Annotated in this window: 16 protein-coding genes and 1 tRNA gene; 3 read left to right on the top strand and 14 right to left on the bottom strand. The window is 49.5% G+C overall.

Features of this window, described 5'->3' with window-relative positions; genetic code table 11:
• Positions 1-29: 29 nt before the first annotated feature.
• Together dxs and QM529_02855 are read right to left on the bottom strand one after the other, a co-directional pair.
• A complete protein-coding gene (gene dxs, locus QM529_02860; GenBank protein MDI9313603.1) occupies positions 30-2,000 on the bottom strand; it encodes a 1-deoxy-D-xylulose-5-phosphate synthase in 1,971 nt (656 codons plus the stop codon).
• A gap of 80 nt (positions 2,001-2,080) precedes the next feature.
• Positions 2,081-3,754, bottom strand: a complete 1,674-nt coding sequence (locus tag QM529_02855; GenBank protein ID MDI9313602.1) for a DEAD/DEAH box helicase — start codon at positions 3,752-3,754, stop codon at positions 2,081-2,083.
• Positions 3,755-3,884: 130 nt separating this feature from the next.
• Between QM529_02855 and QM529_02850 the strand changes: the two genes are divergently transcribed.
• Both QM529_02850 and QM529_02845 read left to right on the top strand, forming a co-directional pair.
• Positions 3,885-4,733 carry an adenosylcobinamide-GDP ribazoletransferase gene (locus QM529_02850; GenBank protein MDI9313601.1) on the top strand — a complete coding sequence of 283 codons (849 nt, stop codon included), beginning with the start codon at positions 3,885-3,887 and terminating at the stop codon, positions 4,731-4,733.
• 3 nt (positions 4,734-4,736) lie between these two features.
• Positions 4,737-5,423: a DUF1345 domain-containing protein gene (locus QM529_02845; GenBank protein MDI9313600.1), complete on the top strand. Its 687-nt coding sequence runs from the start codon at positions 4,737-4,739 to the stop codon at positions 5,421-5,423.
• 20 nt (positions 5,424-5,443) lie between these two features.
• Here QM529_02845 and QM529_02840 read toward each other — a convergent pair.
• The 12 genes from QM529_02840 to radA form a co-directional block, all read right to left on the bottom strand.
• Positions 5,444-5,519 (bottom strand) — tRNA-Ala (locus QM529_02840).
• A gap of 56 nt (positions 5,520-5,575) precedes the next feature.
• Positions 5,576-6,784: a pyridoxal phosphate-dependent aminotransferase gene (locus QM529_02835; protein ID MDI9313599.1), complete on the bottom strand. Its 1,209-nt coding sequence runs from the start codon at positions 6,782-6,784 to the stop codon at positions 5,576-5,578.
• Complete coding sequence (locus QM529_02830) at positions 6,774-7,949, bottom strand: COX15/CtaA family protein (GenBank protein ID MDI9313598.1); 1,176 nt, start codon at positions 7,947-7,949, stop codon at positions 6,774-6,776. The genes QM529_02835 and QM529_02830 overlap by 11 nt, the downstream gene beginning before the upstream one ends.
• An 83-nt stretch (positions 7,950-8,032) precedes the next feature.
• Positions 8,033-9,946: a DNA mismatch repair endonuclease MutL gene (gene mutL, locus QM529_02825; protein MDI9313597.1), complete on the bottom strand. Its 1,914-nt coding sequence runs from the start codon at positions 9,944-9,946 to the stop codon at positions 8,033-8,035.
• A gap of 5 nt (positions 9,947-9,951) precedes the next feature.
• The gene (locus tag QM529_02820; protein ID MDI9313596.1) at positions 9,952-11,328 is read right to left on the bottom strand and encodes a hypothetical protein; all 1,377 of its coding nucleotides are present in this window, start codon (positions 11,326-11,328) and stop codon (positions 9,952-9,954) included.
• The gene (gene gshB / locus QM529_02815; GenBank protein MDI9313595.1) at positions 11,318-12,331 is read right to left on the bottom strand and encodes a glutathione synthase; all 1,014 of its coding nucleotides are present in this window, start codon (positions 12,329-12,331) and stop codon (positions 11,318-11,320) included. Before gshB ends, QM529_02820 begins: the two co-directional genes overlap by 11 nt.
• A 38-nt stretch (positions 12,332-12,369) precedes the next feature.
• Positions 12,370-13,062 carry a uracil-DNA glycosylase gene (locus QM529_02810; protein ID MDI9313594.1) on the bottom strand — a complete coding sequence of 231 codons (693 nt, stop codon included), beginning with the start codon at positions 13,060-13,062 and terminating at the stop codon, positions 12,370-12,372.
• A 16-nt stretch (positions 13,063-13,078) separates the two neighbouring features.
• On the bottom strand, positions 13,079-14,758 hold the full coding sequence (locus tag QM529_02805) for an NAD+ synthase (GenBank protein ID MDI9313593.1): 1,680 nt from the start codon (positions 14,756-14,758) through the stop codon (positions 13,079-13,081).
• Between the two features lie 67 nt (positions 14,759-14,825).
• On the bottom strand, positions 14,826-15,380 hold the full coding sequence (locus QM529_02800; GenBank protein ID MDI9313592.1) for a DinB family protein: 555 nt from the start codon (positions 15,378-15,380) through the stop codon (positions 14,826-14,828).
• Positions 15,381-15,401: 21 nt separating this feature from the next.
• Positions 15,402-16,907, bottom strand: coding sequence for an amidophosphoribosyltransferase (purF, locus tag QM529_02795; protein ID MDI9313591.1), 1,506 nt, complete (start codon positions 16,905-16,907; stop codon positions 15,402-15,404).
• 23 nt (positions 16,908-16,930) lie between these two features.
• Positions 16,931-17,512: a CvpA family protein gene (locus QM529_02790; protein MDI9313590.1), complete on the bottom strand. Its 582-nt coding sequence runs from the start codon at positions 17,510-17,512 to the stop codon at positions 16,931-16,933.
• 15 nt (positions 17,513-17,527) lie between these two features.
• The gene (gene radA / locus QM529_02785) at positions 17,528-18,916 is read right to left on the bottom strand and encodes a DNA repair protein RadA (protein MDI9313589.1); all 1,389 of its coding nucleotides are present in this window, start codon (positions 18,914-18,916) and stop codon (positions 17,528-17,530) included.
• Positions 18,917-19,044: 128 nt separating this feature from the next.
• Between radA and QM529_02780 the strand changes: the two genes are divergently transcribed.
• Positions 19,045-20,754: a pentapeptide repeat-containing protein gene (locus QM529_02780; GenBank protein MDI9313588.1), complete on the top strand. Its 1,710-nt coding sequence runs from the start codon at positions 19,045-19,047 to the stop codon at positions 20,752-20,754.
• The last annotated feature ends 55 nt before the right edge of the window (positions 20,755-20,809 follow it).

The raw sequence follows: 20,809 nt of genomic DNA, 5'->3' as shown, positions 1-20,809 counted from the left end.
ATAAGTCGTAGGTAATAAAAACAGGTAATCTACTTTTTTATCATAGCAGAATAAATTGTAGAAATAAAGTTGGCTATTTCAGCCGGCGATAGATGGGCGAGGGTTAGCTGGCGGTCGGGGGTTGCTTGTTCAATAAATACATCGGGCATGTGCCGGCTGTAGAGGGCGATTTTTTTGCCATCATGCAATTCCAAATCCTGCAGGCAATCGGCCATCTGCGCTGACAGGCCGCCGGAGGAGCCTTCCTCAAGCGTGATAAAAACCCCGTGGTCGGCGCGCAATTGTTCTATCATTTTTTTATCGAGCGGTTTGGCAAAACGGCTGTTGACCAATGTCAGCCGCGCCAGCAGGTCGTCGCTGGCATTTTGTTTTTGCAATATCTCCATCGCCTCGCTGGTTTTTTGCACCATCGACCCCAATGCCCACAAAACAATATTGCCGCCATTTTTGCCGTCGCGATTCTTGGCGGCGGTGATAATTTCGGCCTTGCCCAGGGTTATCTTATCCGGTTTTTTTGGCATGGCGACGCCCAAACCATTGCCCCGTGGGAATCTGATAGCAATGGGGCCTTGGTCATAATCTTTCATAAAGTGAATCATGGCGCGCAATTCGGCCTCGTCCTTTGGCGCCATAATAATAAAATTGGGTAGGGGCAACAGCATCGCCAAATCAAACGCGCCGTGGTGGGTTGCGCCGTCGGCCCCGACAAAACCGGCGCGGTCCAAAATAAAACGCACCGGCAAATTCTGCACCGCGATGTCATGCACCACCTGGTCAAAGGCGCGTTGTAAAAAAGTGGAATAGATAGCAACAAATGGTTTCAAGCCGCGCGTCGCCATGCCGCCGGCGAAGGTTACAGCATGTTGTTCGGCGATGCCAACATCAAGCACATTTTTGGGAAAACGTTCGGCAACTATATCTAATCCGGTGCCGCCCGGCATGGCGGCGGTGATGGTGACGACGTTTTTATCCGCCGCGATAATTTCAGACAAACTTTGGCCGACAATACTGGTGTAGGTTGGCTTGGTGCTTTTCGCCGATAAAGATTTACCCGATGCCACATCGAATTGACTCACCCCATGGAATTTGTCGGCGGCCAGTTCGGCGGGTTGGTAACCCTTGCCCTTTTTTGTCATGACATGCAATAATATAGGCATTTGCAATTTGGAACGTTTGATATTTTTTAGCACCGCCACCAAGTGATCCAAGTTATGACCATCGACCAACCCGACATAATAAAAACCCAAATGTTCAAAAAAATTATCGCCACTGGCCAGGCCACGCACGTAGCGTTCGGTCAATTTTAATCGGCTTTTTATTTTTTTTGGTAAAAAATCAAAAGCGTCGAAGGTCAATTGCCGCAACCCCAAAAATGGCTTGCTCGACATCAGCATGCTCAGGTGATCGCTGAGCGCGCCGACCGGTGGGGCGATGGACATATCGTTGTCGTTTAGGATAACAACCATCGGCGTTTTTAAATGGCCGGCGTTGTTCATGGCCTCGAACGCCAGGCCGGCACTCATCGCGCCATCGCCAATCACGGCGATGACCTTATCCCGCGTGCGGCCGGTTTTTTGGTTGGCCACCGCCATGCCGAGGGCGGCCGAAATGGCGGTCGAGCTGTGGCCGGCACCAAAATGGTCGAACGGGCTTTCGCTTATCATGGTAAAGCCCGACAGGCCATGTTCTTGGCGCAGGGTGCTCATCTGGTCCTTGCGACCGGTCAGCATCTTGTGGGGGTAGGTTTGGTGGCCGATGTCCCACACCAGCAGATCCTTTGGCGTGTCAAAAACATAATGCAGGGCGATGGTCAGTTCAACGACGCCAAGGCTGGCCCCCAAATGCCCGCCGGTTTGTGCCACCGATTCCACCATGGCGGTGCGCAATTCGGTTGCCAATAGTTTTAATTGCTTGGTGGTAAAATGACGAAAATCTTTTGGCCTGTTGATATTATCAAGCAAGCGCATGTTGCGTTTGTTGGTGGAAATGTCGGCAGGCATGATGTTTCACCCTATAGCAGGTCGGGACAAGTCATGACAAGTTAATGACGGGTTTTATTGGCGCGTGGACAGCGTTTTTTTTATCGTTTGTGCACCGGCGTGGTTAAAAAACTCGGCAGGGCGTCATCGCCGCCATCATCACCACCATGGTCGATACCACGGTCGTTGAGGGCTTGCCGGGCGGCGGGTCTTGGGGCGGGGCGGGCTTGCCTTTGCGGTTGACCATAATCTTGTTCGTAACCTCGGCCGCGCCCCGACCCCTGCCGTGAATCTTGTCGCGAATTTTGTCTGGGCTCTTGGCCTTGCTCATCTCCACGCTCATATCGTTGTTCATATTTCTTTTCTGGGCCATAGCCATGCCCCGAACCCTGCCGACGCTCTTGGCCATATCTTTGTTCTCGGCCTTGGCCGCGCGCTTGGCCTTGGTTCTGCCTACTGGGTCGCTCATTATCATAGCCTCGGTCGCGTCCTTGGTTGCGGTTATCGCGACCGTCGTTATATTGTTGGTTGTCGCGTCCCTGGTCACGTCCCTGGTCACGTGCATTATCGCGCCGTTGGTTGCTTGGTTGGTTGCCGCTGTCGCCGGCGTTGTCAGCTTGTCGATTGTTATCGGTCTGCCACATGGGGATTTTTTGCTGGATAAGTTTTTCGATGTCCGCCAAATATTCCATTTCGTTCGGCGCGACAAAAATAATCGCCTTGCCAGTTCGGCCCGCCCGACCGGTGCGACCGATGCGGTGCACGTAATCCTCCGCGCTGGTTGGCACATCCAAATTAAAAACATGGCTAACCTCGGGAATGTCTAACCCACGCGCCGCAACATCGGAACAAACCAACAGATTGATGGTGCCGTCGCGAAATGCCTGCAGGGTGCGCAGGCGTTGATGCTGGTCGAGGTCGCCGTGCAATTCCTCGGCCTTGATATCGCGGCCGCGCAGGGTTTTCATCACCATGCTGATGTCTTTTTTGCGGTTACAAAATATCAGGCCGTTTTTTATTTCTTCCTGCTGTAACAATTTTACCAGCGTCGGTAATTTGTCGCGGTCGGTCAAATGAATTTTTCGTTGGTCGATGGTCTGGGCCGTGCTGGCGGGGCGGGAAACCTCGATTTGTTTTGGGTTGGTCATGAATTGGTGGGTCAGGTTTTTTATTTCGTCGGCCATGGTGGCAGAAAACAACAGCGTCTGGCGCGATTTTGGTAAAAGCTTCAAAATTTTTATAATGTCGGGGATAAAACCCATGTCGAGCATGCGGTCGGCTTCGTCGATAACCAACAAATTAATATCGGTCAGGATAAGGCGACTGCGTTCGATATGGTCAATCAAACGCCCGGGGGTGGCGATGATAATATCCGCGCCGGCCATCAAATCCTTTTTTTGCGGGTCAAAGGCCACGCCGCCAATCAACAGCACCGAGCGCAAATTAACATGCTTGGTGTAGGCAGTGATGCTGTCCAGCACCTGGCTGGCCAATTCGCGGGTTGGTTCCAAAATCAAACAACGCGGCATGCGGGCGCGCGACGGCTGGTTGGCTAAAATATCAATCGCGGGCAGGGCGAAGGACGCGGTTTTACCGCTACCGGTTTGTGAAACGGCGATGACGTCTCTGCCCATCAATACCGCGGGGATAGATTTTTGTTGGATGGGCGTTGGTGTATTGTAACCTAAGTCGGTTACTATTTTTGCCAATTCGGGTGATAATCCACAGTCAATAAAACTTGGTGCGTCTTGCGCGTTTTGCGATTCTTGATTCATTTTGTATTTTATATGCTCATGTTGTCTCGCCAAACCTAGCACAAAGGTTGTCAATAAACAACCGCTTGCTATGTTGCCGCTGGCGTTGTTGGCAAATCATGGGTATAATAGGCAGTTGAAACAAAACGCAATGAATTCAATCAAGAAAATTTTTTATGGTTTTTGGCAAACCCTTGGTTTTTTAACCACCTTGCCCTTGCCGTCGGCATTTTTTTCCAAGCAATATAATTTAATGTCGCCCGGCGCAATGGCCGTGGCGGGGCTGGGCATCGGCGCGGTGGTCGGCGGGTTGCTTGTCGGGTTATTGGCATTACAGGTATTTCACATATTTGCCGTGTTGGCGGCTATCGTTACCGGCGTGCTTCTGACCGGTTGCCTGCATGAGGATGGATTTGCTGATTTTTGCGATGGTTATTTTGGCAAGCGCGACCCAGAAAGAATCCTCAGCATTATGAAGGATTCGCATATCGGCAGTTTTGGCGTGGTCGGTCTTATTATATTATTTTACACGCGCTTCACCGCGTTGGTGCTGATGTATGGTTGGCAATTGCATTATATTTTTTTGGCGTTGGTGTTGTCCGCCGCCCTGTCGCGACTTGCCATGACGGCGGCGTTGTTTTTACCGCTGGAGAAAAAAGGCCAGAGCTCGCTCCACCATGTGGCGCGCCCGAATTTTTTGTCGTTGCTGGTGCCGTTGCAGGTTTTATGGCTGGTTGCGTTTTTCCCAAAACCCGATGTCGCCGCGCGCGATATGGTTGTGCTGGGCGATTCGGTGGGGGCACAGGCACCATGGGGTATTATGTGGTGGCATTTGCCGGTAACATTGTGCTTGGTGCTGGCCGGTAGTTTGTTGGTATTTTTTTTATTGCATCGGCAAAAAAAATTACCCCTGACCGGCGATTCGCTGGGGTTTTTGCAAGTCGTGAGCGAGGTTATCCTCTGGTGCTTCTTCCTTAATTATTTTGGTTTTCAACAATAGGGTATGAAGCGGCGCATTATCAAAAAAAACCTGCCCATCATTCATCACCTGCGGGCGCGGCCGACGTTATTCTTGTCGGTCTTGGCGGGTGTTATTTTATTTTTTTTCCAGCCTGCGACCTGGCATTGGCAATTGGCAACGCGCATGTTGGTGGCGTGGGATACATCGCTATTGTTTTATTTGCTGATAGTCGGTTGGGTGATGTTTCGCGGCACGACCGAAAGCATTCGCCGCCGCGCCGCCCTGCAGGACGAGGGGCGGAATATATTTCTCCTCCTCACCACCGGTGCGGCCGTGGCCAGCCTGGTGGCGATTATTGCCGAGCTGGCGATTGCCAAAGAACTTAACGGCGGCGACCGGTTGCTGCATGTTTTGTTGGCGGCGACGACGGTGGTGCTGTCCTGGATATTCATGCAAACCATGTTCGCCCTGCATTACGCCCATGATTATTACATGGCGATGGATAGGGAGGCGATTCATGGCCTAGAATTTCCCGGCCACCCGCGCACCCCCGATTATTGGGACTTCATTTATTTTTCATTTGTGATTGGTGCCGCCGCGCAAACCGCCGATGTTAAGGTTACATCGCACCTGATGCGGCGCACCGTTACCTTGCATTGCGTTATTGTGTTTTTTTTCAACACGGCGATTATCGCCCTGACCATCAATATCGCCGCCGGGCTTTTTTAATATTATTTTTGGGCGGGGATTGGTGGAGCTGATGGGAGTCAAACCCACGACCTCATCATTGCGAACGATGCGCTCTATCAACTGAGCTACAGCCCCAAAACCATCACCAAAAACGTCAGATGTCCGCCAAAAGCCTTAGCAGAAAAATATCCTTACCGCAATTCGGCTAGTGATTCTTTTACCCGTGTCATTGCCTTTTGCAAAATATCCATGCTGGTGGCGTAGGAAATACGGATATAGGGCGACAGGCCAAAGGCCGAACCGGCGACCAAGGCAACCTCGGCACGCTCCAGCAGGTATTCGGCCATCGCGTCGTCGCTGTCGATGGTCTTGCCGTCCTTGGTTTTTTTGCCGATAAAATGCTTGACGCAAGGATACAGGTAAAACGCGCCATTTGGCTTGACGCAGGAAATCCCATCAATCGATAATAATGCCGCCAACACCATGTCGCGGCGTTTTTTAAATTCGGCATTGTGGGTGGCGATGAAATCATGGTTGCCATCCAGCGCGGCGACGCCGGCCCATTGCGACACGGTGCTGGTCGAGCTGGTCAATTGCGATTGCACCATGTTCATGGCCGAAATAATAGCGCGTGGCCCGGCACCATAACCAACGCGAAAACCGGTCATGGCATAGGCCTTTGACAAACCATTTAACGTAATGGTGCGGTCGAACAGGGCGGGGTTGGCCTCTGCGAAGGCGGTAAATCGAAAATCATCGTAAACCAAAAATTCGTAAATTTCGTCGGTTAAAATATAAATAGATTCGTGGTTGGCCAACACCGCCCCCAGGGCTTGCAACTCACCCTTGTCATAACCCATGCCTGTCGGGTTCGACGGATTGTTAAAAATAAACCATTTGGTTTTGGGCGTGATGGCTTTTTCCAAATCCTGCGGCGTGATTTTAAAATTATTTTTTTCATGGCCGGTTATAACCACCGGCTTGCCGCCGAACAGCAACACCAAATCGACGTAGCTGACCCAGTATGGCGCGGGGATAATGACCTCATCGCCGTGGTTGATGGTCGCCATCAAGGCATTGGCGATGACCTGCTTGCCGCCGACCCCGACATGAATATCGTCCGCGCTGTAGGTTAAACCATTGTCGCGTTTTAATTTACGCGCCACGGCATCGCGAAATTCGGGCAGGCCGGCTGGGCTGGTGTAACGGGTGAAGCCCTTGTTCATGGCGTTGGTGGCGGCATCGATAATATGTTGCGGCGTTTTGAAATCGGGTTCGCCCGCGCTCAATGATAAAATGTCGCGCCCCTGTTTTTTCAGGGCGGCGGCACGCGCCGTCATGGCGATGGTGGGGGAGGGCTTGATGGCCGACAGGCGGCTGGCCAAGATATTATTGTTCATGGTGGCGTCTTTCATAACCAAACCAGGTTGAGAAAGCAATCAACATGGTGATAATGCCAACCCATTGGTGCAACGCCGCCAGTTGAAGCGGGATATTGTTGGTCACCAATAAAATCCCGAGGAACAATTGACTGCTGACCACCAACACCAACCAGGCGGCCTTTATCATTTGCCGTTTGTTGTTATGTTTTTTGGCTTCGCGGCGCATCACAAAAAAATAATAATAGACCAGAAAAAATGAAATATAGGCAAACAGGCGATGGTGAAATTGTATCGCCGATGGGTTAAGCACCGCATTTTGCCAAAACCCCAATTTTTTGCTCATCACCGTTTTGGCGGTGTCGGTCGATTGCGTGGTGGCGGTGAAGGTTGCATCACCGGCCCCCTGGTTACCCTGCCACCAATAATCGCTCGGCACGAAACCATCGCCCATCAATGGCCAGGTGCCATAGGCGTAACCGGCCTTGGCGCCGGCGGTTAAACTGCCCAAGCATAATGTCGCCAACAGAACCAAGCTCAATACAAAACGCAATGGGCGGTAATGAAACATTTGCCCGCGGTGGGTTGCCATCATGGTGTAAAGCACGAACAAAATTACCACCGCCATAAAAAAATGCGCCACCAAATTAAGCGGCGCGACCGAACTGGCGACAAACAACCCCGACGCCACCATCCATTTGCCGACCAACCCTTGCATGCCGCCCAACACAAACAGCGCAAACAAACCAAGCAATTGGTGGCGAGAAATTTTTTTCCACCCGCCGGTCGCGGCCAGGGTAAATATGCCGCCAATCAAGACAAAGGCCAATAACCGCGCCAGCAGGCGATGGCTATATTCCCACCAAAAAATACGCTTAAAATCATCCAGCGAAAAAATATCACCCAATGCTTTATATTGTTCGGTCTGTTGGTAAAGGGCAAACAGCCCGTCCCAATCACGCTGGTTCAGCGGCGGCAAAATATCAATCACGACGCGCCATTCGACAATCGACAAACCGGATTCGGTCAGCCGCGTCAGCCCACCGACCACCAGCATCACCAGCGTCAACAAAAACATCGAAAACAGCCAGCGGCCGTAATTATCGCGGCCGATGATTTTATCGATAAGCGAATCTTGCCCTGCGGCCACCGCGCTTTTTGCTTGGTTTGTTGGTTGTGCATTCATGATGAGGTGGCTTCACCATAAAACATTGCGCCAATTTTTTCAATTGCTTTTGGCTTGTGGGGTTTTTGGGTTGCCCGCGCAAACTACCTTGTCCGGCCAAATAGTTTTTCCAAATCCTGTTGCCGCAATTCGATATAGGTCGGCCGGCCATGGTTGCATTGGCCGGAATTATCGGTCGCCTCCATCTCGCGGAGCAAACCATTCATCTCGGCGATGCTCAATTCGCGACCGGCACGAATCGACCCATGGCACGACAGGCGCGATAAAATAGCATCGATTTTTTTGGTCGTGTCATAAAGTTGAAACCAATCGTGGCAAGAATCGATGATGTCATTAACAATATGTTCGGCATGGTTTTTCGATAACAACGCGGGCAGGGCGGTGAAGCTGATGGTTTCGGCAGACGGCATCAAGTTATAAAAAATCCCGACCTGGTTAAAATTTTTCTGCTGTTGCAAAAAACCCTCCACCATTTCCGGCGTGATGGTTTTAACAATCGGCAATAACAAATTTTGCGCCGCGACCGCATTGTTATAAAATTGTTTTTTTAATTTTTCATAAACCAAACGCTCATGCGCCGCATGTTGGTCGATAAGCACCACGCCATTTTTTTTGATGGCGATGATGTAGGTTTTGGCAAATTGAAACAAGGCCGTGCCCAAATAATCGGCGGGCGGCGAAGATGGCGTGGTTTGCGATTCCGCCAGATTCATCCCGGGCGATGACGGCGAAAAAAATTGCGCGATGTTACCAGCAGAATTTTCCATGACCGGCATATTGCCACGGCGCAGGCTTTCGATATTATCCTTGCCGGTGAATAATTCGCGGGTTGGTTCATGCAAATTATGTGGCATCATGGTTTGGCTGATAGGTAGCGGCGCGATGGGTCGATTCGGGTCGAGGCCGATGGTGTCGCCAATCGCACCAATGGCGGAGGCGGTGCGCTTGCCATGTTGGTGCAGGGCGTCCCTTATTCTTTTAATCACCAATCCGTGGATTTCCTTTGGGAATTGGAATCGCACCTCGGCCTTGGTCGGGTGCACATTAACATCAACCATGACGCGCGGGCAATGCAGGTCGATAACCACAAATGGCTGGCGGTCGGACGCTAAAACATCTTGATAGGCGGCACGCACGATGCCATAAAAATTTTTATCGCTAATCACGCGGCCATTAACAAAAAAATAAATCCCCGAGCGGTTTTTGCGAAAAATCGTCGGCAATGAACAAAACCCCGACAGCCAAATATCGCTCGCGGTTTTTTCCGCCAATTCTTTGCCCGCCGGTTTTTCGGCAAGGGGGAGGAGGCCATCCACCACCTCCCGCCCCCACAATATTTCCAACCGTTGGGGCAGTTCTTGGCCTTGCGGGAAATTATATTTTTCGGTTTCTTCCTCCCAATAACTTATGCCAATCGACGGGTGCGACAGGGCAATTTTTTCCACGACTTCGCGCAACCGCGTGCGCTCGACGCGCTCGCTACCCAAAAATTTTAAACGCGCTGGCGTTTTGTAAAACAAATCATCGATGATAATTTTCGTGCCCGACGACAATCGATTGGCTGATGTTATGGCCGCCATGGTGAAGCCCGGGTGGCGCGCGACCGCCCCCACTTGCCCACCATCAACCGCGATGGAAAAAAAATCTGGTTGGTCGGCGGTTTTGCTGATAATTTTTAAATGCGCCACCGCGCCAATCGCGCTCAGGGCCTCGCCGCGAAACCCCAAAAACGCCAGGTCTAATATATTTTCATCGCTTAATTTTGACGTGGCGTGGCGTTCGATGGCCAGTGGCAAATCGCTTGAGGCAATGCCAACCCCATTGTCGCTGATGGTGATATTGCCAATTCCGCCGCCAGTGGTGCGAATGTCGATATGGCTTGCGCCGGCGTCTATCGCATTTTCCAATAATTCTTTCAGCGCGGCGGCCGGCCGCTCGATAACCTCGCCGGCGGCGATGCGGTTTATCATGGCGGACGATAATTTTTTAATCGCCATGGTGTTTATGACTTGCTGGTGCGGATATGGTCTAATTGACGACGAATTTTTTTCTTACCATCTTCTACCTTTGGCTGGTCGAACGGGTCAAACCCGCCGCGTAAAAAGGCAACGAATAATGTTTCCATCATAAAATGCATCAACAACGCGCCGATTGATTCCTCGTTAAGTTTTGCCAGGGCGATGGTTCTGACCGGTAATTGATATTCTAAAAAAACATCGGTGATGCCATTGGCGCAGGCCGCCATCATGTCTTCCAAATTAATACCATCATAACTTGCCATTTTATCATGCAATGCCAATAATTTTTTTTCTGGCGTCGCGAGGTTAAGTTTTTCCGCGGTGCTGAGAATGGTAAAAATTTTGTCGCGCGGCCCGCCAAGCCACAGCTCCAATTGGCTATGCTGGTCAACCGGGCCGGTGGCAAAAATTGGCGTTGAGCCCTTGCCATTTTTCCCCAGGCTTTCGGCCCATAATTGGCGAAACCAACGGCACAGGGTGCTTAACCTATCGGCGTAGGGCAACATCACCACCGCCGATTTTTGCCGCGTTTCCTCCAGGCCAAAAATAGCGATGGCCGATTGCGCCGCCGGGTTGCTGGCCAAATCCAGCGACAGGCAATGTTGTAACAAATCGTTCGCCCCCTTCCTGATATTGCTGACCGACAGGCCGGCCATGGCGGCGGGTAACATACCGACCACCGACAAAACCGAAAAACGCCCCGACAGGTTGGCATCATGCACCAATTTTTGCGCGCCGTAATAATCGGCCAAATTATTTAAGGGGGATTCTTTATCCTCCGACACCGTCAAAAAATGATGCTTCACCAGGTCATGCCCCAGGGCAGATTCTATCAATGGCAAAAGATATAATGTTTGCAAAATTGTTTCCAGCGTGTCGCCCGATTTGCTGACCGATACCAACGCGGTGTGATGCCAATCGATGTCCTTTGTTTTGTTGTGAAAATCTATCGGGTCGAAATTGATAAGAATTTCAAGCCGTGGGTAGATGGTGGTTTTTTCAATTTGGCTTGCCATTTCATACAGGGCCTGCGACCCCAGGCTCGAACCGCCGGTGCCGAGGATAATAACCTTGGTAATGTGGCGCGCCACCAATTGCTTGGTGATTTCTTCAAACAACAGCACATCGTCTTGCTTGGTCGGCAATGTCAACAGCGCGGCCAATTTTTTTGCCACCGCCTTATTGATAAAACTTGTTGTGCTGTCATCGCCATCAAGAATGGTTTTGATGTTGCTGATGATGGGTTTTAATTCAGCAAATGTTGCCAGCAGAAAATCGTTGGCTAATAAGTCCTTATGATTGGCTTGGTCGGTTAAAAAACCGCTGATGTTTTGTGAAAAATAATGATGATTAAATATCATGACCTTTTGCTTTTAATTTTTTTTCTAATATATTCCACATATCCTTGGCGAGGGTCGTGCCCATCAACCGATCGCTTGACGGAATACCAGTTGGCGATGTTACATTAATTTCGGTCAGGTGACCATCGATAACATCTATCCCAACAAAAAACAAATCCCGTTCGCGCAACCATGGTTTCAGGGCGGCGCAAATTTCTTTATCACGCGGCGACAGTTCGCAAGCCTCCACCCCGCCGCCGGCGCGGGTATTGGCGCGCACCTGGCCACTGGCGGGCGTGCGGTTAAACCAACCCAAGGGTTCGCCGTCGATTAAAATAATTCGCTTGTCGCCCTTGCTGACATTTTTGATAAAGGCCTGGCCCATAATCGGCATGTTTTTGTTCATGCCCTGTTGTAGCTCGAGGTAAACCGCGAGGTTGGGGTCGCCCTTTGGCAAAAAGGCCACGCCCGACCCGCCGTTACCATGGAGCGGTTTGACAATCATGTCGCCGACCGCTTGGTGAAAATCTTGTAATTCGTCGAGGTTGCCCGAGATGATGGTTTTCGGCATCAGGTTGGCAAAATATAATGTCGCCAATTTTTCGGGCGATGACCGCACCGACCGCGGGTTGTTGACCACCAGGGTGTTGCTGGTGTCCATCAGCAATTCCAACAGGTGGCAATTGGTGATGTAATTCATGTCGAACGGTGGGTCTTGCCGTAACCAGACGACGGCGCATTCATCCATCGGTTGCGCCGCCACCTGTGCGGTTATTTTAAAATGGTCGCCCTTTTTTTGTTGCAGGGTAACAAATTGCCCGCGCGCGGTTAAATTCGCCACCCGTTTGCCATCGACCATTTTATCGCCGTGATAACTTAAATCCTTTGGCAGGTAATGAAAAATTTTGAAGCCGCGATTCTGCGCCTCCAGCCCCAGGGCGAAACTGCTGTCGAATTCTAATTTGATGGTTTCCAAGGGATCCATCTGTAGGGCGCAGATTTTATCGCTGTGGTTGGTCGTCATGGTGTGGCACTCGCAATCTTATGTTTATTCTATTATATTTAATGTTCTATCATAGCATGAATCAACGAAAAAACAGCCAAAAAATCAGCGGGCGATAAAATTTTTGTGTTCATGTTGCGTTGCGAGCAATGATAGCTGTTGATAACATCAAACGCCCGCCCGGCCACCACGACATGATGTTGTTGTTTATGGCCGAATTTGTAATTTTTTATTTTTATATTGTCGTCGATGTCTGCGAATAATTCAAACAGGGCTTGGTGCGCGGTTTGCCCCAGGGTCAAAATAACCCGCAGGTTTTTTAAGGCGGTTAATTCAGCGATTAAAAACTGTCGGCAGTTTCGTTTTTCAAGCGGGCTGACATTGCGGTGTTTGGGCGGTGCGCATTTGACGCTGTTGCTGATGAATACATCCTGCAGGGTAAGGCCGTCGTCCGCCACGCCGCCATAATTGCCACTGGCGAATTGATGTTCGCGCAATGCGGTGTAGAGGTAATCGCCGGCTTTATCCCCCGTGAATGGTCGGCCGGTGCGGTTGGCACCGCGTTCCCCCGGGGCCAGGCCGATGATAAAAACCCGCGCCTGCAAATCGCCAAAGCCCGCAACCGGCGCGTTATACCAATCGTGATGTGCGGCGCGCAATGTTTGGCGATGCTGGCAAAGGTCGGGGCACAGTGGGCAATCACGCGGCGGGGTATGCAGTGTGACAGCTGGCGAGTTGATAAGGGACGGCATGCTTCACCACAAGATATTATTTTCTATCCTCGCCATTGTTGCGTGGCCGATACCCCAGCGGCAATCGCCAGCCATTGCCGAAGGCGCGTGTGGTTAGTTTCGGCCCGGGCGGCGATTGGTTGCGTTTGAATTCATTGCGCCGCAACATTTTTTCAATGTTGTTGTCGATGTTGCCCGCGCCAAACCCCTCGATAATTTTTTCCAGGGCGGCGTCGAGGATGTCATATTGTGGCAGGGAATCAGAATCCTTTTGCCCGGGGGATAATTCGGCGGTTGGTGCCTTATCAATAATCGACGTTGGAATTTGCGGCTTATGTTGTTGGTTTAACCACCGCGCTAGGTCGTAGACGTCTTTTTTATAAAGGTCCTTCAGCAAATTATACCCGCCGCAGGAATCACCATAGAGCGTCGAATAACCCACCGCCAATTCCGATTTATTGCCGGTTGCCAACAACAAGCCGCCGGTTTCATTTGCCCGTGCCATCAATATAACGCCGCGAATGCGTGATTGAATATTTTGCGCTGTAACGCCAACCGCCGCGCCATTTTTTTCATTTATTTTTAATGTCGATAGAAACAGGCGGTAAAGCGGTTCGATGGCAATGGTTTCTAAATCGACGCCAAAATTATCGCACAGGGTTTGGGCATCATCGCGACTGCTGTCGCTGGAATAACCGGTGGGCAGGAAATAGGCCAGAACATTTTCCCTGCCGATAACCGCCGCCGCCAGGGCCAGGGTCAGTGCCGAATCAATGCCGCCCGAAACGCCGACCACGATTTTTGTAAAACCATTGTTGGCCATATAATCGCTTAGGCCAATTTTTATTGCCGCAAAATACTGCGCCATGGTTTCGATGGTATTTTCTTTTATGACTTGTGGAGTATTTTCTTGCGCCGTAATTTTTCCGCCCCGCCATTGCAAACGCACCATGTCGGTTAAAAATAATTGGTTGGCGATTATATCGCCATTGCTGTCGGCGACGATATTGTGGCCATCGAGAATAATTTCATCAAACCCGCCATACATGTTGTTGTAAATTACCGGCGTTTGGTATTTTTTTGCGGCCCCGGCGGTCAGGGCCACACGCCGCGCCGGTTTGCCCCGTTCAAAGGGCGAGGCATTGATAACCACCATCATGTCGGGTTTATGTTCGGCGATAAGCGGCGGCATATCGCCCTGCCATAATTCTTCGCATATCATCACGCCCAATGTCATGCCGCGCCATTTAATCGGCGTCGCAAAATTCTTGTCCTCTTGGTTGGCGGGTGTGAAATATCGACCCTCATCAAACACATCATAATTGGGCAGGTTGTATTTATCATGTTGGCCGATGACGCGTCCCTGGTCAATGAACAGCAGGCTGTTTTTTAAACCGCGATGCAAATTATTATCGGCCGGTTGCATTGCCAAACCCTGCGCCACACCCCGCGCCACGCCAATGATAAATGCCGGCAAGTTTTCCGCCGCCGAGGTTTTCATAATTTGTTGCAGGGCGTCATCCTGTGCGGCCAAAAAATTCTGTTGTTGATACAGGTCGCGCACGTAATAACCGGTGATGGCCAGTTCGGGAAAAATAACCAAATCGGTTTTCTGTTGTTTTTCGGCGCGTAAAATCGCAATAATTTTTTCGGCATTGCCATGGTTATCACCTAATTTAGGGTGAAATGGCACAACCGTGATCGAAATATCGCTCATGCTGGGTTATTTAAAGCAAAAAAAAACATAATGCTAGCTCGGGCGGGGTAGGCGGGGCAGAACAGGGTTACAGCAAGCCAAGTTTTTCAAAATCAAGGATGAATGGAATATCGGTATCGCCGGTCGCGCCGCCGGCGCGGGTGATAAGGGCATGTGCCTGACCGCGATGGTGCGTTTGGTGATTAAAAAAATGACTGACCGCCACCCACATCGGCAGGGTCATTTCGCGCATCGTCACCCCCGATTGCCAGGTTAAGTCTTTCGACAATATCTCTTGGTTTAAGCTCGCAACCCATTCTTCAATTTTTTTATCAGTTGCGATTCGGCGGCTGCGGAGCTCTTCCCATTCTTTTATCATGTTGTCGCTTTCGCGCACCATGGTGGTTGGTTTTTCCCAACCGGCAAAACGGCTCATCCACATACCATCGCCCCACAACAAATGGCATAGCGTGCCGTGGATGCTGTGCCAAAATGCGCCGCCATCGGCGCGACGGGTATCTTCCCGCAATTTATCGGCGGCGGTGTAAAGGCGGCGATTCATTTCGCTGTTATAGGCCGCCATCATGGCGCACCATTTCGGTGATATGGCGGGGGATATTTCAGATGATGCTTGCACGGCCATGATTATACATCCCCACCAACCTCATCGCGCACCGATGTCTTGGATAAGCGATAGATGCGTTTTGCGGTCGAGGTTTTTATCGGTCAGGGGCACCGGGTAATCGCCGGTGAAATAATGGTCGGTGAAGCGCGGGTTTTTTGGGTCGCGGCCATGTTTTTCGCCCATCGCGCGGTATAACCCATCAAGCGACAAAAACGCCAAATCGCCCAAAGCCAATTGCCTGGCTATTTCCTTGATGCTCATGCTATTGGCGATTAGCTCTTTCGGGTTTGGTAAATCGATTCCATAATAGCAAGGGAATTTGACCGGCGGTGATGAAATACGCATGATGACCTCGCGCGCGCCGGCGTCCTTCACCAATTGGACAATTTTTTGCGCGGTGGTGCCGCGCACCAACGAATCATCGACCAACACAACACGTTTATTTTTTAACGAAAAAACATTGGCATTGTGTTTTAATTTTACGCCAAGGTGGCGAATTTTCGGCGCGGGTTCGATAAATGTGCGACCGACATAATGGTTGCGAATAATCCCCAGGTCGAATGGTATGCCCGATTCCTCGGCAAAGCCCAACGCCGCCGGCACACCGCTGTCGGGCACTGGCACCACCACCACATCGTCGTGGCTGTTTTTAATCGGGCTTTCGCGCGCTAATTCACGCCCCATTTCTTTTCGCACCTGGTAAACCGATATACCATCGACCACGCTGTCGGGGCGGGCAAAATAAACATATTCGAATAAACAGGTGCGCGGGGTAACTAGTTTTGGAAAAATTTGTTTTTGGGTAACGCGGTCCTTTTCAATGACAATCATCTCGCCGGCCGCAATGTCGCGCACGAATGTCGCCCCCACCATGTCGAGCGCCACGGTTTCAGACGCCAGCACATAACCATCGCCGTCGGCCGGGCTAAACCGCCCCAGCACCAAGGGGCGAATGCCAAATGGGTCGCGCACGCCGATAAGGCAATCTTTGCTTAAGCACAGCAAGGCATAGGCGCCGTTAATTTTATGCAATGATTTTTCCAATTTCTGCGCGACACTCCCCGTTTCGCGCGCCATCAGGTGCAATATGACCTCCGAATCGGTGGTGCTGTGAAACAACGCGCCCTGGTTGGTTAAATCTTTCCGCAACATGATGCCGTTGGTGAAATTGCCATTATGGGCAATGGCGATGCCACCGTGGTTGGTGTCGGCGTAAAGCGGTTGAACATTTTTTAAATCGCTGTCGCCGGTCGTGGAATAACGATTGTGGCCGATGGCATTTTTCCCCAACAGGCCGGCCATTTTTTTTGGGTCGGAAAAATTATCACCCACCAGGCCGAGCGCCTTCTTGCTGTAAAATTTGCCATGTTGTTCGGAAACAATCCCGACCGATTCTTGGCCGCGATGTTGCAGGGCATGAAGCCCCAACACCACATGCGCCGGCGCGGTGGGCACGCCGAACACGCCAAACACGCCGCAATATTCGCGCGGTTTGTCGTCTTCACGGTTGGTGGGCATCATGAATGGTTTGTGGTTGCTTGTCATTTTTTGGTTGTTGGACAATTATGTTATTTACTAGACGCCTTATTAAAGTTTTTATCAACTGCCGGCGCGTTGTTAAATATCTGAAGCAAGCTTTTGTATCTTGTTTGGTTTGATAATTCGGGGGTGATGTTGCTGATAATTTGGCGGGTTATGGGGTCCAGGTATGTTGTGGCGGTTGCATGTTGCAAAAAATTATCATCTTTTTTCCCGATAAGCGAGAAGGCCAGGGCGTAAACAAATATCATCACCGCCGCCCCCTGCGCCGCGCCAAAAAACAAACCAACAATTTTGTCGCCCAATTCGATATGGGCATTTTCCCGATGATACATGGCCGAACCGCGCACAAAGCCAGCGGTTAAAATCAAACTCAAACCAAAAATAAAAATCGTCGCGGCAATTTCAATAGCCCCAGCATATTGCGCCCCCAAACCATGGCCGATATTGACGTCGTTGATAAGGTAATCGGTTAAATAAGAACCCGTCATGATGGCGACCAGCAGGCTTAAAAACCAGCATACCATTTGCCCCAACACGGTAAGCCAACCCCGCATCATCCCGCTGACGGCAAACAGCGATAAAACAGCAATCGCAAGGGTATCGAACATGGTAACACTATCCTTCTAAAACATTTTTACCACATCGTCAATTTTTTTTATTGGCGTGGCACGGAACTTGGTGCCAGATAATTCTTTGTTTAATTTGTCAAAAAACACCTTATCACCCGGCAACCATATATCGCCGAACCCCATCTTGACGGCTTCCTTAATCCGCAGGGCGGGTTTTTGCGCCGGTCGCACATCGCCCGACAGCCCAACCTCGCCAAACACCATCACCCCCTCGGGCATTTCTTTATTCAGGTGCGCGCTGATAAGGGCGGTGGCGACCGCCAGGTCAGATGCCGGCTCTTTGGTTGCCATGCCGCCGGCGACGTTTAAAAAAACATCGCGGGTCGAAAGTTTTATACCGGCGCGGGTTTCCAGCACCGCCAAAATCATCGCCAGGCGATTGGCATCAAACCCGACGACGGTGCGCCGGGGGTAGGCCAGGCTACTGGGGGCGATAAGGGCTTCCATCTCCAACAACAGGGGGCGCGTGCCCTCCATACTGCCGAACACCACCGCGCCCGGGCGATGCGCACTGCCCGATGATAAAAACAAATGGGATGGGTTTTCAACTTCCATCAGGCCGCGTTCGGTCATGTCGAACACGCCAATTTCGTCTGACGAGCCAAACCGATTTTTATGACAACGGAGCAGGCGGTATTGCGAACCGCGTTCGCCCTCGAAATACAACACGGCGTCGACCATATGTTCGAGCAATTTTGGCCCGGCGATGGCGCCATCCTTGGTCACGTGGCCGACCAAAAAAATCGCCGTGCCGGTGGTTTTGGCGGTGCGGATTAAAATTTGCGACGATGCGCGAACTTGCTGGATCGTGCCCGGGGCGGCGTCTAAATCAGAAACATACAGGGTTTGTATCGAATCGATAACCATGACGCGTGGTGGGTTGTCGCCGACCATTAAGCCGGCAATGTCGCGTGCATCGTCGCTGGCCGCCAGGGTCAAGGGACTTTCCGACAGGCCAAGCCGCGCCGCCCGCAGGCGAATTTGTTCGATTGATTCCTCCCCCGAAATATAGGCAACCGATGTGTTGTTGGCGATGGCGGCCATGGCCTGTAACAACAGGGTTGATTTGCCGATACCCGGGTCGCCACCGATAAGCATTGCCGAGCCCTTGACCATGCCACCGCCGAGGACGCGGTCGAGCTCGACCATGCCAGTCGATAACCGCTCGTGGTGTTCCTGCTCGCCCTTGAGCGGCAGGAGCTGGATATGGCTTGTAAGCCCGCCGCGCCGCGCCGCACTGGTTTTGCCGCCGATGGGCGGGGCGGCCTTGACCACATGTTCTTGCAACGATTCCCACGCGCCGCATTCGGGGCATTGGCCGTGCCATTTCACCGCCAGCGCGCCGCAATTGTTACAAACAAAATTTTTCTTTTCCTTAGCCATTTTTCATTTAGATGGCGATTCGCGCGTCCCGTCAATAAGTTACATAGCTTATAAAATCACTTGTTGTAAAATCAGAATCATGATTACTTTATATTATGACTAGAACATCTAATTCTTTTCCCGCTAACATGACCGAAAGCGAGTGGCTTAAGCTATGGGAAAGAATGACAAAGAGGAGAAATGAGCAAGAGATAATAAATAGACCGCTAAAATATTTGGAAAAGGCATTTAGCGAAATGGTTAGGGCATTAATCACTAGTGCCGCATCATGGGGAGCATGGCAAAGAAAAAATCCCGTCTTTCCGGGTTTTGGCTATTTAGGCGAAAATATAAATCTGCAATTTTTAGACTTTTTTTATGATGTAGATTTAGAAAAAGCAACATTTATAAATAGCATTGACTTCAGCAATTCTAATTTTGAAGGGTATGTTAATTTTTCCAAGGCAGAATTTAAAAAAGGAGCCAATTTTGGTGATGCAATATTTAATCAAAGTGCAAGATTTGAAGAAGCCATTTTTTCTCAAGAGTCAAATTTTACGTTTGCTTGTTTTAAAGAAGAATCAGATTTTAATAAGGCACGATTTCCTGCAGAGGCGAACTTTACCCGTGCGCATTTTTCTTCAAACGCAAATTTTGAAGAAGTTGAGGCAAAACACCTTATTTTTCTAGGCGCATCTTTTTGGGGCGACGTTAGGTTTCAAAATAGTAATATAAGCGTTCGTTTCGAGAAAGCGAATTTTGATATTAATAAAGATATTTTCTTTAATAATTGTATCCTTACGGGTATTAATTTTGCTGGGTGTGATGTGGGCTACATTTCATGTATGGATGCTATATTTAAAGGAGAGGCAAGTTTTGAAAAAACAAATTTTGAAAAAGAATCCATCTTTTCAAATTCACAATTTGAAAAAAAAGCAAGTTTTCAGGGGGCAACATTTAAGGGTAATCAGATTAATTTTTCAAGAGTAATTTTTAACGATTCGGCTGATTTTAGCGATAGCAGTTTTTATAAAAATGCTAAGGATAATATAACTAGCTTTAAACAAGTTCAATTCAGCTTCCTTAATTTTTCCAATGCTGTTTTTGGAACCAAGGTATTATTTTCAGATGTAACATGTAATGAAAATGTCAATTTTTTTAAAACAACTTTTGAAGATAATGTTGATTTTGTCGGTATAAAATTTAAAAAAGTTGCTGATTTTTCAGAAGCTGTATTTGCTGGAAATGATGTAAAATTTAACAAAATGATTTTGACGTCGGACGCCAACCTCATTTTAGCAAAAGTAGAGTTTGAAGAAACAATACCTGACTTTACAAATGCTAACCGTGTATCGGATATAAGATTTTCAAAATTAAACATTCCATCATTAAAAGAATTAAAGCGTGGGAATAAATTAGATGAGAAATATGATGATATTTTTCAAAAATTAAAAGAGATTGCTATTACCAATCATCAATATGAATATGAATTAAAATTTAACGCTATACAATTAGAAATCCGCTTAATGAGGCTACGCGAGGCAAATAAATTTTATAATATAATCGATATAGCAGTTATAAAACTATATTCTTTTCTCTCTGATTATGGGCAATCTATATCGCGGCCTTTTTGGTCTTTTTTAGGATTAATTATTCTTAGCAATATTTATGTTTATATATATAAAATTAATTTAGAAACATTCCTTCAAACGCTATTTCTATCAGTTAAGGCAATTGCCCCCATTCCATTGCTCATTGCTGACGTTGATTCTTTCCCTCACCTTTTTGCCAAGATTTTTTCAGCCATTTTATTATTTTTATTAGGATTAGGAATTAGAAATAAATTAAAAATTAAATAGCCCCCTCACGCCGCGCGGTTCATTTTTTCGGCGATGGTCTCGTCATATAGTTTTT

The organism is Hydrotalea sp., from assembly GCA_030054115.1.
Classification (GTDB): Bacteria; Pseudomonadota; Alphaproteobacteria; order JASGCL01; family JASGCL01; genus JASGCL01.
This window is presented reverse-complemented; position numbering and strand designations above follow the sequence as displayed.